The sequence below is a fragment of the Vibrio sp. 10N.222.49.C9 genome (assembly GCF_041474985.1).
In the GTDB taxonomy this organism is placed as follows: domain Bacteria; phylum Pseudomonadota; class Gammaproteobacteria; order Enterobacterales; family Vibrionaceae; genus Vibrio; species Vibrio crassostreae_C.
The window spans coordinates 146,013-160,209 of record NZ_JBFRVD010000022.1; the positions used below are offsets into that span (position 1 = coordinate 146,013).

General features: G+C 47.2%; 14 protein-coding genes. 4 read left to right on the forward strand and 10 right to left on the reverse strand.

Annotated elements, in window-relative coordinates; all coding sequences use genetic code 11:
- Position 1: 1 nt before the first annotated feature.
- From AB4585_RS10005 to AB4585_RS10025, 5 genes are all read right to left on the reverse strand, one after another.
- The gene (locus AB4585_RS10005) at positions 2-1,021 is read right to left on the reverse strand and encodes an ABC transporter ATP-binding protein (protein WP_372169720.1); all 1,020 of its coding nucleotides are present in this window, start codon (positions 1,019-1,021) and stop codon (positions 2-4) included.
- A complete protein-coding gene (locus tag AB4585_RS10010) occupies positions 1,021-1,806 on the reverse strand; it encodes an ABC transporter permease (protein WP_372169722.1) in 786 nt (261 codons plus the stop codon). The genes AB4585_RS10005 and AB4585_RS10010 overlap by 1 nt, the downstream gene beginning before the upstream one ends.
- Entirely contained in the window at positions 1,806-2,699 is an 894-nt protein-coding gene (locus tag AB4585_RS10015) for an ABC transporter permease subunit (RefSeq protein WP_017067196.1), read from the reverse strand. The genes AB4585_RS10010 and AB4585_RS10015 overlap by 1 nt, the downstream gene beginning before the upstream one ends.
- Positions 2,696-3,595 (reverse strand): alkaline phosphatase family protein, encoded by a 900-nt coding sequence (locus AB4585_RS10020; RefSeq protein WP_372169724.1) that lies wholly within the window; start codon positions 3,593-3,595, stop codon positions 2,696-2,698. The genes AB4585_RS10015 and AB4585_RS10020 overlap by 4 nt, the downstream gene beginning before the upstream one ends.
- A 61-nt stretch (positions 3,596-3,656) precedes the next feature.
- The gene (locus AB4585_RS10025) at positions 3,657-4,781 is read right to left on the reverse strand and encodes an ABC transporter substrate-binding protein (RefSeq protein ID WP_136974561.1); all 1,125 of its coding nucleotides are present in this window, start codon (positions 4,779-4,781) and stop codon (positions 3,657-3,659) included.
- A 211-nt stretch (positions 4,782-4,992) separates the two neighbouring features.
- Between AB4585_RS10025 and AB4585_RS10030 the strand changes: the two genes are divergently transcribed.
- Positions 4,993-5,721, forward strand: a complete 729-nt coding sequence (locus AB4585_RS10030; protein WP_102428102.1) for a UTRA domain-containing protein — start codon at positions 4,993-4,995, stop codon at positions 5,719-5,721.
- Between the two features lie 103 nt (positions 5,722-5,824).
- Here the strand turns inward: AB4585_RS10030 and AB4585_RS10035 are convergent, their stop codons facing one another.
- The 4 genes from AB4585_RS10035 to AB4585_RS10050 all read right to left on the reverse strand — a co-directional run bounded on the left by AB4585_RS10035 (position 5,825) and on the right by AB4585_RS10050 (position 9,111).
- Positions 5,825-6,679 carry an amino acid ABC transporter ATP-binding protein gene (locus AB4585_RS10035; RefSeq protein ID WP_017065130.1) on the reverse strand — a complete coding sequence of 285 codons (855 nt, stop codon included), beginning with the start codon at positions 6,677-6,679 and terminating at the stop codon, positions 5,825-5,827.
- On the reverse strand, positions 6,672-7,337 hold the full coding sequence (locus tag AB4585_RS10040; protein WP_017061228.1) for an amino acid ABC transporter permease: 666 nt from the start codon (positions 7,335-7,337) through the stop codon (positions 6,672-6,674). Before AB4585_RS10040 ends, AB4585_RS10035 begins: the two co-directional genes overlap by 8 nt.
- A gap of 137 nt (positions 7,338-7,474) precedes the next feature.
- On the reverse strand, positions 7,475-8,113 hold the full coding sequence (locus tag AB4585_RS10045; RefSeq protein ID WP_017061227.1) for an amino acid ABC transporter permease: 639 nt from the start codon (positions 8,111-8,113) through the stop codon (positions 7,475-7,477).
- 131 nt (positions 8,114-8,244) lie between these two features.
- Positions 8,245-9,111, reverse strand: a complete 867-nt coding sequence (locus AB4585_RS10050) for a transporter substrate-binding domain-containing protein (RefSeq protein WP_017061226.1) — start codon at positions 9,109-9,111, stop codon at positions 8,245-8,247.
- 239 nt (positions 9,112-9,350) lie between these two features.
- Here AB4585_RS10050 and AB4585_RS10055 point away from each other — a divergent pair, with 239 nt between their 5' ends.
- The gene (locus AB4585_RS10055) at positions 9,351-10,865 is read left to right on the forward strand and encodes a PLP-dependent aminotransferase family protein (RefSeq protein WP_017066354.1); all 1,515 of its coding nucleotides are present in this window, start codon (positions 9,351-9,353) and stop codon (positions 10,863-10,865) included.
- A gap of 167 nt (positions 10,866-11,032) precedes the next feature.
- Here AB4585_RS10055 and AB4585_RS10060 read toward each other — a convergent pair whose 3' ends face one another.
- Complete coding sequence (locus AB4585_RS10060; RefSeq protein ID WP_017066353.1) at positions 11,033-12,349, reverse strand: aspartate aminotransferase family protein; 1,317 nt, start codon at positions 12,347-12,349, stop codon at positions 11,033-11,035.
- A 362-nt stretch (positions 12,350-12,711) separates the two neighbouring features.
- Here AB4585_RS10060 and AB4585_RS10065 point away from each other — a divergent pair, with 362 nt between their 5' ends.
- Together AB4585_RS10065 and AB4585_RS10070 are read left to right on the forward strand one after the other, a co-directional pair.
- Positions 12,712-13,407, forward strand: coding sequence for a sulfite exporter TauE/SafE family protein (locus AB4585_RS10065; protein ID WP_372154623.1), 696 nt, complete (start codon positions 12,712-12,714; stop codon positions 13,405-13,407).
- A 12-nt stretch (positions 13,408-13,419) separates the two neighbouring features.
- Positions 13,420-14,172 (forward strand): SDR family NAD(P)-dependent oxidoreductase, encoded by a 753-nt coding sequence (locus AB4585_RS10070; protein WP_017061222.1) that lies wholly within the window; start codon positions 13,420-13,422, stop codon positions 14,170-14,172.
- The last annotated feature ends 25 nt before the right edge of the window (positions 14,173-14,197 follow it).

Below are 14,197 nucleotides of genomic sequence, written 5' to 3' on the forward strand. Positions count from 1 at the left end.
CTTAGGCTCTCACAGGTTGAATTTCGTTAAGGTTAAACAGGAGTTCAAGTTGGCTGCCATTTGCCAACAGTCGTTCAGAGGAACGGTTAAGTAGGTCGACCGTTAATTCGCACTCATCAACGTCCACTTGGTAGCGAATCACGTTACCCAAGAGCTGGTGGTTACGAATGGTGCCCGTTTTCGGCGCGGAGATATGCTCGCCATACTGTCGACCTTGCTCCTTAACATAGATAGATTCAGGTCGAATCGCCACTTTCCATTCGGTTTCAATATTGAACAACTGCTTAGCCTTGTTTGCTTGCACCAGATTGTAGTGCCCCATGAACCCTGCCACGAACTCATTGGCAGGTTGAGTGTAGATCTCTTCAGGCGTACCGGCTTGGACGATCTCGCCTTTGTTCATCAGGAAGATACGGTCAGACATGATCATCGCTTCTTCCTGATCGTGGGTCACGAAGATCGTGGTCAGGTTCATCTCTTTTTGGATGTCTCGGATCTGTTGGCGCAGATGTTTACGGATCTTCGCATCCAGCGCTGAAAGCGGCTCATCCAACAGCAAAATACGTGGCTTCACCACCAAGGCTCTTGCCAAAGCCACACGCTGACGCTGACCGCCCGATAACTGATACGGATAGAACTTTTCTTTGCCCGTTAAGTCCACCAGCCCAATCACTTTCGCGACTTCACGTTTAATCTCGTCAGCAGCAAGCTTTTTCATCTTGAGTCCAAACGCAATGTTGCCTTCAACCGTCATGTTCGGGAACAGCGCATAAGATTGAAACACCATGCCGATGCCACGTTGTTGCGGCACTTGGTGAGTAATCTCTTCACCGTTGACCCAGATCTCGCCACCATCAACAGGATTCAGGCCAGCCAAGCTGCGCAGTAGAGTCGATTTACCACAGCCACTTGGGCCAAGCAGAGTAATGAATTCGCCCTTCTCGATGGAAAATTCAATATCTTCAAACACCGTGTTGTCACCAAAGCTCTTGGTGAGGTTTTTTGCATTTACATAGCTCATTATTTTGTTCCCTGGCTGAAACGACTTGCCAACCAAGTCAGTAAGAAAATAAACAGGAAGTACGTCATCACAAGGGCTGACGTGAAGTGGCCGCTGGTTTGACGCATGTTGTATAGGTAGATTTGCAGTGTCTCGTAACGTGTACCCACCAAGATATTGGCAAACACGAACTCGCCCAATAGGAACGAGAACGACAAGAACAGTGACGCCATTAAGCCTTTCTTAAGGTTTGGCAGAATAATCAACAAGAATGCTTTAGTAGTACTCGCGCCGAGCAGGTGTGCCGCGTCCATCAAGTCTTGCAGGTTGATCGCTTCAAAGCTGTTGGCAATCGCGCGGTACATGAATGGCAGCGCGATGGTGAAATAAGTACCAATCAAGATCCACGGTGTGCCAATCAGTGATATTTCGCTATCGGCATACAACTGAAGCAAGCCAACCGACGACACCACAGGTGGCACAGCAAATGGCAATAAGATCAGGATATTCATCACCTTGTCGAGCTTCGGAAAATAGTAAAACACCACGAAAATCGCAGGCAGAACCAACACCACACTCAATGACAGCGCCGCCACACAGATAAATAGCGAACGACCAAAGGCTTGTAAGAAGCGAAGATCGGTCAGCAGGTTGATATACCAATCTAACGTGAAGCCATCCGGCAGGATCGTCGCGCCCCATCGAGAAGAGATCGAGTAGATAAAGGTCGCTAAGATCGGGATCACCATGATGCCGACAATCGAATAGACAACCGTTTTATGAAAGCGAGTATTTACGGTATTCATTACTTTCTCTTCCCTGCGTAGCTTTTGCTGATCAGCCATTGGTTAATCACGGTGATGAAGGCCAGCATCGCCATCAGAATCACAGAAATTGCGGCGGCTAGGTTTGGTTCTAAGAACAAGTCGCCCGATACCAAGCTCGCGATTCGAATCGTAATCACGTTGTAGTTGCCCGAGGTCAAGGCATACACGCTCGCATAGGCGCCAATCGCATTGGCAATCAAGATGATGAAGGTGCCGAACAAAGCCGGAGATAACACAGGCAGCGCTATTTTGGTCCAGTATTGCCAAGTTTTCGCGCCAAGCAATGCAGAAGCGGCTTGCCAGTCGTCACTCAGAGCATCAAACGCTGGATAGAGCAACAACACCGCCAATGGGATCTGGAAGTAGATGTAAATCGCCAGCAAGCCCCACTTGCCGTAAAGGTCGAAATCACCCAGCAATCCATACTGCTTGAGCAACAAGGTAATCGCACCGTTGGTCCCAAGGATGATGATGAAAGCGAAAGACAACGGAACGCCAGAAAAATTACTGCTCATGTTGGTGAAAGCAATCACCGCATCGCGGATTTTAGAATCAACGCGGCGCAGTGAAGAAACGAGCAGAGTCGCAATCGCTAAGCCAACAATGCTCGACCAAATCGACAACCATAAACTGTTGCCAAAAGCCTGCATCATAAAGGCAGAATCGAACACTTCAGCGTAGTTTTCGAGAGAGAGTTCGTCGTCATAGAAGAAGCTGTTGATCAGCACCCAAACCATAGGTGCCAGTTGGAACAGATAGAAAAACAATGCGAAAGGCGCAAGCCACAAAGCGGGCTTGAAGCGTTGAAACAAAGATTTGGTTTTGGGTTTAAGCGCAGAGCCATCGCTCTGCGTGATTACAGAACTGCTCATAGGGCCAACAATTCCTGAGTGTACGATTTATCGTGATCTAAGTTGAGTAGCTGACACACGCTGCCGCAGATGTCGGTCTGTTTCAATGCACAAGCTTGGTGTGTAAACTTATCGCCAATCACAAAGAAAGGCACTTCACGCTCTTCAGGCAGAATGCCACCATGAGACAGGTCATTGTTCATGCCATGGTCACTGGTGATGATCACTTGATAACCATCATCTACCCATTTCTCAAGGTAGTTCGATAGGTAGATATCCGCGCCACGAGCACTATTACGGTACTGGCGAGAATCCAGCCCATGCTTGTGTCCCATGTCGTCAATGTTCATTGGGTGAATCAATAAGAAATCAGGTTGATGAGTGACGCGCAGATGCTCTGCATCCAAGAACAAGGCTTCGTCTGGGTAGTGATCCCAGTGGTAGAAACAACCATGTTGGATGTTCATGGTCTCATCGTTGGTGAAACGGTCGCGTACTGCATCAAATGGCGCTCGGTTATATAACTCGCTCACCCAATGGTAAGCCGCAGCTGCCGTCACTTTGTTCTGCGACTTCGCCAAGCTAAATACCGACTCGTGATTCGATAAACGCACGATTTGATTGTTGACGATACCACTCTCGACAGGGCGAACACCGGTCAGAATGCACTCATACAGTGGGCGTGACATAGATGGCAGTTCGCACTGCACAGGGTAAAGCGTGGCGCGCAGCTTATTTTTTTGCGTGCTCTGCGAAGTGCTCTGTTTATTGTACGAATCGCTCTGTTCATTGTGCGAATCGCCCTGTTTTATCTGCATATCACTTAGTTCTAGAAGACCGTTCAGGTAGCCCATGCAATCACGGGCTACCTGATAGTTCAGTCCATCTAGAACAACAAGGATAACCTTATTGCTCATGGTCTAATCTCTATTGCTTGTTTCTATAAGCCACCCGTTACAGGTGGTGTGTTAAGCGGGGTTATTGCTGGTGAATCAATACGCTTTCTTGCCATTGACGTGGCAGGCGACGTGCTGATTTTTCCCATGCTGAGAAGTCAGTCACTGGGTGAACATTGCTGTATTCATCGTTTGAGATCAGCTTGTCTTGTACTGATTGAGGTAGCGTAATGTTGCTGCGGATTGGGCGTGCGTAACCTTCTGCTAGGTTGATTTGGCCTTGGTCGCTGAAGATGTATTCACGAGCCAACTTCGCCGCGTTCGGGTTTTGTGCGTATTTGTTAATGATGGTGGTGTAACCAGAAATCACTGAGCCATCTTGTGGAATGCTTACCGTAAAGCGCTCACGGTCGATCTTGTCGCGGTAGTTCAATGCGTTGAAGTCCCACATGATCGCGACTTCCACTTCGCCTTTTTCAAGGTTCGCAATGCTTGGATCTGTGTAAGATAGACGGCCTTGCTTCGCTAGTTCACCAAAGAATTTAATCGCTGGTTTTAGGTTCGACTCATCACCACCGTTAGCAAATGCAGCCGCTAGAATCGCGTTGTTTGCTTGTGCTGCTACGCCTACGTCACCAACAGTGACTTTGTAGTCGCCTTCTAGTAGGTCACTCCAAGATTTTGGGGCATCTTCAACAAGATTATTGTTTGAAATGAACGAGATAGTACCTGTGTAAGCCAGAGCCCAGTGACCATCTTTGTCTTTCGCCCAATCTGGAATGTCATCCCAAGTCGTTGGCTTGTATGGCTGCGTTACGTCTTTCTGCACAGCGACACGTGCAAAGGCGAAACCAACATCACCGATATCTGCAGTTGCGTTTCTTTTCTCTGCTTCAAATTTCGAGATCTCTTGAGCCGAGCTCATATCGGTATCCTGATGCTTCAAACCGTAGTTTGCTTTCAGATCAGTCCATGTGCCTTTCCAGTTTGCCCAACTGTCTGGCATACCCACACTGTAAACTGCACCCTCTTTTTGAGCGGCTTCAATCAGTGACTCAAGATCAGCATCCTTCGCCATCGCTGGCATTGAAAGTGTTGCCGTAAGTCCTGTTACACCAATCAATTTAGCGGTTGTGCCTATCAATTTTGCAGGTGAACCGATTAATTTAGCTGGCGATACAGTTGAACGGCTAAGCAAAGTTTTCATTGTCTCTATCCTTCTGGACTAGGTCAGTAAGTTCGTTTTGTATGCTATAGCCGGAATGTGACGGTTTGCCGTAAGTTATTTGACAGTTCGAGTGCATTTACGTGGCAGTTATATTTCACTCATATGACAATAAGCCATTGTTTACTGTCACATTCCTGTTAACTCCATGGTTTACCTTATTAAGCACACGAACTTATGGACTAGATCAGTAATGAGAACATTGGGCACCGGGCAATCAGGGACACAGTTAGGAAGAATTAAGGCGAGTATTCGAGAGCAGCTTCAATCAGGTATCTTCATTGAAGGGCAAAAACTGCCATCAGAAAGAAACCTTAGCGAACTGTTTTCCACCACACGAATCACGCTCAAAGATGCGTTGGTGTCTCTGGAAACCGAAGGTTTGATATACCGAGAAGAGCGCCGAGGCTGGTATGTGTCACCCGAACGTGTTCGCTATAACCCATTATCACGTTCTCACTTTCATCAAATGATTCGTGAACAACACCGCATAGCAGAAACCAGACTGCTCAGCACCCGTACAGAGATGGCGACAGGCGATTACGCCAAAGCATTAGAGATAGAGCAGATAACGCCAATACACGTGATTGAGCGCTTGCGTTTTATTGATGGTAGAGCAGTGCTGTTTGTTGAAAATGTACTGAAAGCGCCCTTATTTGATGGTGTCTTGTCGGAAAACCTCACCATGTCACTAACAGGCATCTACCGAGAAAAATACGGCTACGAGACCCAACGCTCGCGTTTTGATGTAATTCCCACTTCAGCCCCAGCCTATGTCGCTAAGGCGCTAAATTTGGCTGAGGGTCAACCGGTGCTGAAGATCTGCCGTGTGAACTACAAGCAAGATGGCGAGTTGATGGACTGCGAACTGGAATACTGGCGACCAGACTCAGTAGTGATCCACATTGATAGCATTGGCTAGTACCACATCCTCTTAATGCGGTAGCAACACAAATACAAAAACTCCGACTGATTCAGTCGGAGTTTTTTAACAATCAAACATTAAGGTGCGCGAATCATCTAGCTCATGAATCAAGCTTGAGGAACTTCCTTACCCTTGTTGAATCTGGGTTAGTGAAGAACTTCTCAGGGTTGGATTTCTCAATCAAGATGCCCTTCTCAAGGAATACCACCTGATCCGACACCTGACGCGCGAATTCCATCTCATGAGTCACCACCACCATGGTGTAACCCTCTTGCGATAGCTTCTTCATTACCAGTAACACCTCTTCGACCAATTCAGGGTCGAGCGCGGAGGTTGGCTCATCAAACAGCAATACATCCGGTTCCATCGCGAGAGCTCTGGCAATCGCGACACGTTGCTTTTGCCCACCCGATAACATGCTTGGGTAACTCTCTAGTTTGTGTGACATCCCAACCTTGTCGAGTTGCTTACGAGCCATCTCCTCGGCGTCTGATTTCGCTATCTTCTTAACATGAACCAGCGCTTCCATGACGTTTTGCAACACGGTGAGATGCGGCCATAAGTTGAAGCTTTGGAAAACCATTCCAAGACGCTCTCGAAGTTTCGCCAACTCTTTGTATTTGAGTGGCTTACCCGTTTCAGAGTTGATACCAATACGCTCATCACCCATAAAAATCGTGCCGCGCTCTGGCTGCTCTAACCAGTTCATGCAACGCAGTAGCGTCGATTTCCCCGAACCTGACGAGCCGAGAATACTCACCACATCGCCTTTGTTGATGTTGAGGTTGATGTCTCGCAGTACTTCGATGCCATCAAACTGTTTCGACAGGTTTTCAACCTTGATGATCGTCTCTCGTTCTTCCAATAGTGGTTCGCACTCAATCACTTCCAAATTCACGCCCAAAGAAGGGTTAATCGGTGCTTCCGTTTCAATAATCTCTGATTGTTTAAGCATGGCTAAGCCCTCTAAGTTCAACTTTGGTTTGGATTCGTTTGGTGATGGTTTCAAGTGCAATACTCACGGCCCAGTAGAGCGCGATAGCAATGATGAACGCATTCAATGGGATGAAGTACGTTGATTGAATGCTGTTGGCGGCCGCGGTAATTTCTGCGACGGTGATGATGCTAAGAAACGCAGTGTCTTTTAAGCAGATGATGAGTTGGTTCGTGATCAGTGGAACCGACTTAAACAACACATTTGGGGTAATAACTCGGGTAAATGTTTTGAATTTAGAGAAGCCATAAGCGTGCGCCGCTTCGATGTAACCTGGCTCTAATCCTTTACGAACACCTCGGAAAATCTCACAAAAATAGGTACCGTGATAGAGACTTAGCGCGATGATTCCCGCTGTAATCGCATCGAGTCGAATACCAACCTGCGGCAACCCGTAATAGAGCAGGTACGCTAAGATAAGAAACGGCAAGGTGCGCATCATGCCTATCAAACTATTGATGGTGTACTTCACACCAAGTTTTGAGTTTTCGAGGCAATACAACAAACCGATGCCAATGATGAAACTCAAGATTGAAGACGAAACAAAAAGATAAAATGTGGTCACAAACCCTGAAGCAAACAGCTCTTTTTGTTGCCAGATAATATTCCATTCTTCCATATTTACTCCTTAAACTTACCCGCTCAATAACGCATCACAAGCAGGTAAATGGTGTTTCTGACCAAGTAGCCATGACGGCTAAACTGTGGTTGTTGTTGTTAGCTGTGACTGAGGTAGATTACTGATAGCCACACTTACTACTGCAGATAAGTAGCTCGGTTTTCAGCCACCGCTTGCAACTTCACCAACACGCCAATAATCAACATGTAAATGGCACCGGCACATAGAATCGGCCCAAGTGGTTCATAGGTAACCGCAGAGATTCGATTGGTGACACGAGTTAGGTCGACGATGCCGATCACCGCAATCGCTGGGCTGCCTTTGATTAAGAACGACATCTCATTGACTAGCGCTGGTAGGCTCATGATCACCATTTGCGGGAACATGATGCGGCGAAAGTAAGTGATGCGTCTCATACCAATGGCTTCAGCCGCTTCCATTTGCCCTTTTGAAAAGTTAAGAAAGGCGTTGCGCCAAATCTCTGCATTGAATGCCGATGTATTGAGTGTGAGAGCTAAAATGGCAGAAACGTGTTTATCTAAATTGATGCCAAATGACGGAAAAGAAAGGAAAATAAACAGAGCCAACGTAACCAAAGGCGTTGCTCGTGCCCAACTAACATAAATGCCCAACATTTGATCCACAAACGGGATTTTCATCATTCTAACCAAGGCAATCATTAAGCCGATGACGACACCTAATACAATCGATACTGCCGATATCCATGCCGTTGCCCACGCGCCCTGTAGTAACTGTTCCCAAGCGTAATAATCCATAAACGACCTCTTTGATCAGCGACTTCTTTCGATAGATTGTGCGCCAAAGACTCATGGGTTAAACCGCTTTGAACCCATTGGCATGGACACAAACAGCCGCTAACTGTTTGTGTCGGCGCATGCTTATTCATCTATTGAACGGCTGTTAGCTTGTGATACTGCTCAACCGAAGTGATGGCTTCTGAAGGGAGTTGGTCGAACGACTCACCGAACCACTTCTTCTGCAACTCCGCCATTTTTCCTGTTTGCTCTAGGTGCAGGAAAAACTCCGTTAGGTATGCCAAAAGCTCAGGGTTCTCTTTAGGAACAGGCCAGCTCACGAAACCAGGACCAGACACCGCCTCGCCTTTTTTGAATACCTTTGACTTGGATTTCACTACCTCGTTAACTGAAACCACACTGTTGATCACATAGTCTATTCGGCCGATTGCCAAGTCGGAATACGCTTCTGGGTAGGATTGATACTGCACCACTTTACCCAAAGATTTGCCTTGTGCTTCGAGCATCACTTCGAGCTCTGGAAGCCTTTCTAGCAAAGCACTGCCCGCTTGTAAGCCCACTGTTTTTCCATCTAAATCGGCTACCGTATTAATATCTTCCGCGTCAGCTCTGGTTAAGAAGTAATGCTGCGCTGAAGCGATAGGTGGAGTGAAATCAAAGGCCTTCAAGCGAGCATCGGTAATGATCGCGCCAGTTAACGCCACATCATATTGACCCGCAGATACCGAAGCGAGTAGTCCTGTCCAAGGTAAGATCTCTTGTTCGATATCGAACTTCGAATATTCACGTAACTCATCAAGCAAATCTTTGTTAATCCCCGCAGGCTTACCGCGGTCGATATAGTTGAATGGAGAGTAGTTGTCTTCTGTCGCCACTTTCATGAAGCCTTGCTTTTCGATGGCTGCAAGCTCCGATGCTTGTGCGACTCCAAAACAACCCAGTACAACTGTCGCTGCCGCTGTTGAAACCCATGCCTTCATCGTCATTCCCTGTTTCATACGCTTTCCTTATCGAGATTATTTGCCTGCCTTTACTTTATGAACGGAATGCATCGGAGACGTAGAGCCAATTTAATTTTCAGGTTGGGACAGAACGATTTTCTAGTTTGGGACAACGTAATTTTCGGGGTTGAGAGAGAGCAAAACACACTCTTAAAACATCAATATGAACTCTGGCGCATTTCTTGCTCTTTTATACAAATTGGACTGAGGTTCACTGAGAATAAGGACTGTATCTCATGGCGATAAATCACAATTGTTTCATCGAGTTTGATTCCAAAAGAAGCCTGCAAGAACAAGTACGTAGCTATTTGGTGACGGCGATATTGAATGGTATTTTTCCGGCTGAACAAGCGCTTCCGTCTTGTCGTAAGCTGTCTAGCCAATTGGGTGTTTCACGCAATACTGTCTCCTTGGTGTACGACAGTTTGCTCGACGATGGCTACCTCATCAGTAAGCCTCGCAGTGGTTATTACCTTTCAGAAAAGTATGAAAACCCGAGTGATACTATCGACGCGAGTTTGGATCATTTTGAATCAGCCGACAGCGACAATGCACCGGATTGGAGCAAACGCGTTAAGCTGCAATTGGGCCAATACCCACGCATCGTCAAACCCTCGCATTGGAGTTGTTACCAATACCCATTTATTTTTGGCCAACCCTCTATCAATGACTTCCCATTAGCTCAATGGCGAGAAGCGACAAGAAAGGTCACCTCAGACCCACATGATCACCGCTGGCTTTGCGACAAGGTCGATAAAGACGTCGACATGCTGGTCGAACAGATACGCACAAGGGTGCTCCCACAGCGCGGTATTCATGCCCAAAGTGATGAGATCCTCATAACCTTAGGTTCGCAGAATGCGCTGTATTTGATTTCGACTTTGCTCATGAACCATCAGAGTCGAGTCGGAGTCGAGAACCCCGGCTACAAAGAAGCGAATCACATCTTCAATCTCTCTGGCGCGCAGTTACACCCGCATCAAGTGGATGAACAAGGATTGAGATTCAATGAGCACTCTTCACTGTGTGATCACTTCTATGTCACGCCTAGCCATCAAGCTCCAACCGGCGTCACCATGAGTGATGAGCGTCGAACTCAGTTACTTGAAATGGCCAAAGCCAATGACGCGGTAATTATCGAAGATGACTATGACGCCGAGTGCAACGTGGAGTGGAATCCTAAACCCGCGCTAAAAGCCAATGACAAGGAAGGGAGAGTCATCTACGTCAGCAGCTTCTCTAAGCTACTGGCACCCGGCTTGAGGTTAGGCTACATCGTGGCACCTGAAGAGTTAATCTACGACCTTAGAATACTGCGTCGCTTGATGTACCGACATGCGCCAAGCCGTGTTCAGATGGAAGTAGCGCACTTTATTGAACAAGGCTACTACGACAGCTTTGTGAGGCGCTTTAGAGAAAACACTCGCCAGCGCTGGAAGCTGATCAACGATGCTGTCTTGAAGTACTTACCTGACTGCAAGCGACTGGCTCAAAGCGAGCAGGCCAACTCTCTGTGGCTACAAACGCCCAGCCACATCAATAGCCAGCGTTTAGCTTCACGAGCCGCCCAAAAGGGCATATTGATTGAGACAGGCTATTCACACTTTATGACGAATACCGAAACGGAATCGGGCTGTGAAGCATTGTCAGAATATGACCCCAATTCCTATTTTCGATTGGGCTTTCACGCCATCGACAAAGATCTGATCGCACCCGGTATCAAAGAGCTGTCAGAGGTGATGAAGATCTAGCATCACTTAAGAGCAGTTTGACCAGACTGATTTAGTGAAAGAACGACAAAAGAGCATCAATCGATGCTCTTTTGTCGTTTCTGAAGGTTAGGTTTGGCACGTTGAAAAGAACGGGGAATTCTTTGTCAAAGTGCCTTGGTTGCTGTGCTGGCTATCTTATTGGAGACTTAAGAAGCGAGTTCAAACAACACTTCATCAATGATCTTAACGCCTTTCTTTATATCGCTTGGCTGAATAACCAAAGGTGGCGCAACGTGAATGCGGTTATTCACAATGAAGGTCAACAGGCCTCGCTTGGTCAATTGCGCTTTCAATTGCCCCATTTTTTCATTGCTTAAAGGTGTTTTACTTTCACGATCTTCCACCAGCTCAACCGCCCAGAACATCCCTTTACCGCGCACATCACCAATCATAGGGTGCAACTCTTGAAGGCTCAGTAGGAGCGGCCCTAGAACGCTGTTACCGACGTTATCAGCATGTGTGACAATGCCCTCTTGCTCCATCACATCGAGCGTTGCAACGATAGAAGCCATCGCCAAAGGGTGACCAGAGTACGTTAAGCCGCCCATAAAGAAGTTTGACTTAAAGTGCTCAACGATCGGTTCGCTGACCACCACGCCACCAGCCGGCACATAACCCGAGTTCACCCCTTTCGCGAAAGTAATCAGATCTGGCACGACATTAAAGTGCTCAAACGCAAACCACTTACCCGTGCGACCAAAGCCGACCATGACTTCATCGAATATCAACTGAATGCCATGTTTGGTTGCCAGCTCACGCACGCCGATAAGGTAATCTTTGGGCGGAATGAGAAAACCAGCCGTTCCCGGAATCGTCTCTAGGATAATCGCCGCAATCGCCGTTGGTCCTTCGCATTCAATCACTCGCTCTAAATGCTGCAGGGCACGCTCACTCTCTTCTGCCTCAGTCGCCGCGTTGAATTCGCTTCGATAGAGAAATGGATTGAAGAAGTGAACGTGCCCACGGCTATACTCGTTTGGAATTCGACGAAAATCCCCCGTCGCAGCAATAGCAGTACCTGTATTGCCATGGTAAGAACGGTAAGCAGATAGCACCTTGTCGCGCCCTGTGAATTGTCGCGCCATGCGAATCGCATTTTCGTTGGCATCTGCCCCTGCATTGGTAAAGAACACCTTCTTAAACGAGCTTGGCGCTTTCGACAAGATACGCTTAGCCGCCAAACCACGAGTGAGGTTGGCGGTCGCAGGGGCAACGGTCACTAATGAATCAGCCTGATCTTTAATCGCTTTGATAACTTGTGGATGCTGATGACCAATGTTGGTGTTAACCAGTTGGCTACTAAAATCAAGGTATTCTTTACCTTCGTAGTCCCACATTTTGCATCCTTGCCCACCCGCAATGGCGATAGGCTCCGCTGCTTCTTGAATCGACCAAGAATGAAATACGCTCTTGTCGAGGTCGATAATATCTTGGTTCACAAGCTGTTCTGTTGATACTTCCATTTCATCGTCTCCATTAACAACACTAGATTCACAGCCGCTCGTGCTTGGCTCGTCTTCGAGAATGAAAGACACAAAACACGACATTGAAAAGGCTGCGCTATCGGATGGAATAATCTTCATCCCAAACAGGGCGGAGGTCATAGTGTCAGTTTCAACAAAACATTGGGCCAGTACATCAGCCCAAGTCTCATCCCCGATCCAACAAACAGCCTGACCCAATCCAATCGTCGATCTGGCTCTATTCAAAACTCTTAGGTGTGAATAGATTGAAAGGCAGACGAGACAGGTCTCATCGAACGCTAATTAACGCAGCAGCAATATCAAAAGCAAAGAGGTGAGCAAGAGTGGAATTAGGATTAGCGATGACATTGATTCTGTTTGCAGGAGTAGTTCGAGGCTATTCAGGATTTGGGTTTGCGATTATCGTAGCGCTTTCCCTCAGCTTTATTGTTCCACCATTGCAAGCGGTAACCATCGCTATCTTGTTGGACTTTTTAAGTGCCTTTCCTCTGCTCAAGCGAAGTAAAACCACCATCAATATCCGGCTTATTGCGCCGCTGTGTATTGGCATGTTGGTTGCGGTGCCTTTCTCGCTGTATTTCATTAGCACGATATCGGAATCAGGCTTGAAGGCCTTTATCGCGATGATGTCTTTGGTCGCTAGCACGCTGATTATTTTGGACTTACGCCTCACTTGGTTGCACCAACGACACGCGTTTTGGGCGGGAGCCATTTCGGGGTTTAGCATGACCACCGCTTCTTCAGGAGGTCCGCCATTAGTGACGTATTTGATGAACCTGACCATTAAAACCAGTGAACAGAGAGCCACCGCGATTGTGTTTTTTCTGCTGAGTTCAGCGATTTCACTGATCGGCTTCATATGGATTGGCGCATTTAACCAAGAATCGTTCATCACAGGTTTATGGCTATTACCGGCAGCTTTGATTGGCAATGTACTGGGGCAAAAACTGTATCTATCAGCACCGAACTTGTCTGCAAAAACAACGACCGCGCCGATTTTGATCGGCATGGCACTACTTATGTTAATTTCAAATTAGAAGGATGTATTTATGGATAAGATAGCGTTCATTACAGGGGCAACCTCTGGTTTCGGCAAAGCGGCAGCAAAACGTTTCGCAGAAGATAACTGGTCGTTAGTGCTGTCTGGTCGTCGAATCGAAAGGCTACTCGACCTAAAGGAAGAATTAACGGTGCCTGTGCATGTAATTCAACTCGACGTTCGAGACGCAGACGCCGTAAAACAAGCCATTGATTCATTACCCGCTGAATTTTCATCGATTACCGCATTGGTCAATAATGCTGGGTTAGCTTTGGCACCAGAAGGCGCGCCTGATGTGGACTTGAAAGACTGGCACACTATGATCGATACCAATGTCACAGGCTTGGTTAATGTTACTCATGCGCTGTTGCCTACGTTAATTAAAAAAGGCGCAGGAAGCTCAATCATCAATGTTGGGTCAATCGCCGGACAGTGGCCTTACCCAGGAAGCCATGTGTATGGTGCCAGCAAAGCGTTCGTAAAGCAGTTCAGTTACAACCTACGTTGTGACTTACAAGGCACAGGGGTACGAGTGACTGACCTCTCCCCTGGTATTGCAGAAACGGAATTTACTCTTGTAAGAACTAAAGGTAACCAGACGGCTTCAGACAACCTTTACCAAGGCACTACACCGTTGTCAGCAGAGGATATTGCCGAGCAGATGTTTTATATCGCAACCTTGCCAGATCACATCAACATTAACCGAGTCGAAGTGATGCCGACACGTCAAGCATGGTCTGCGTTCGCAATCGATAGAGATTAAGTTCAAACCGACACATACAAAAAAG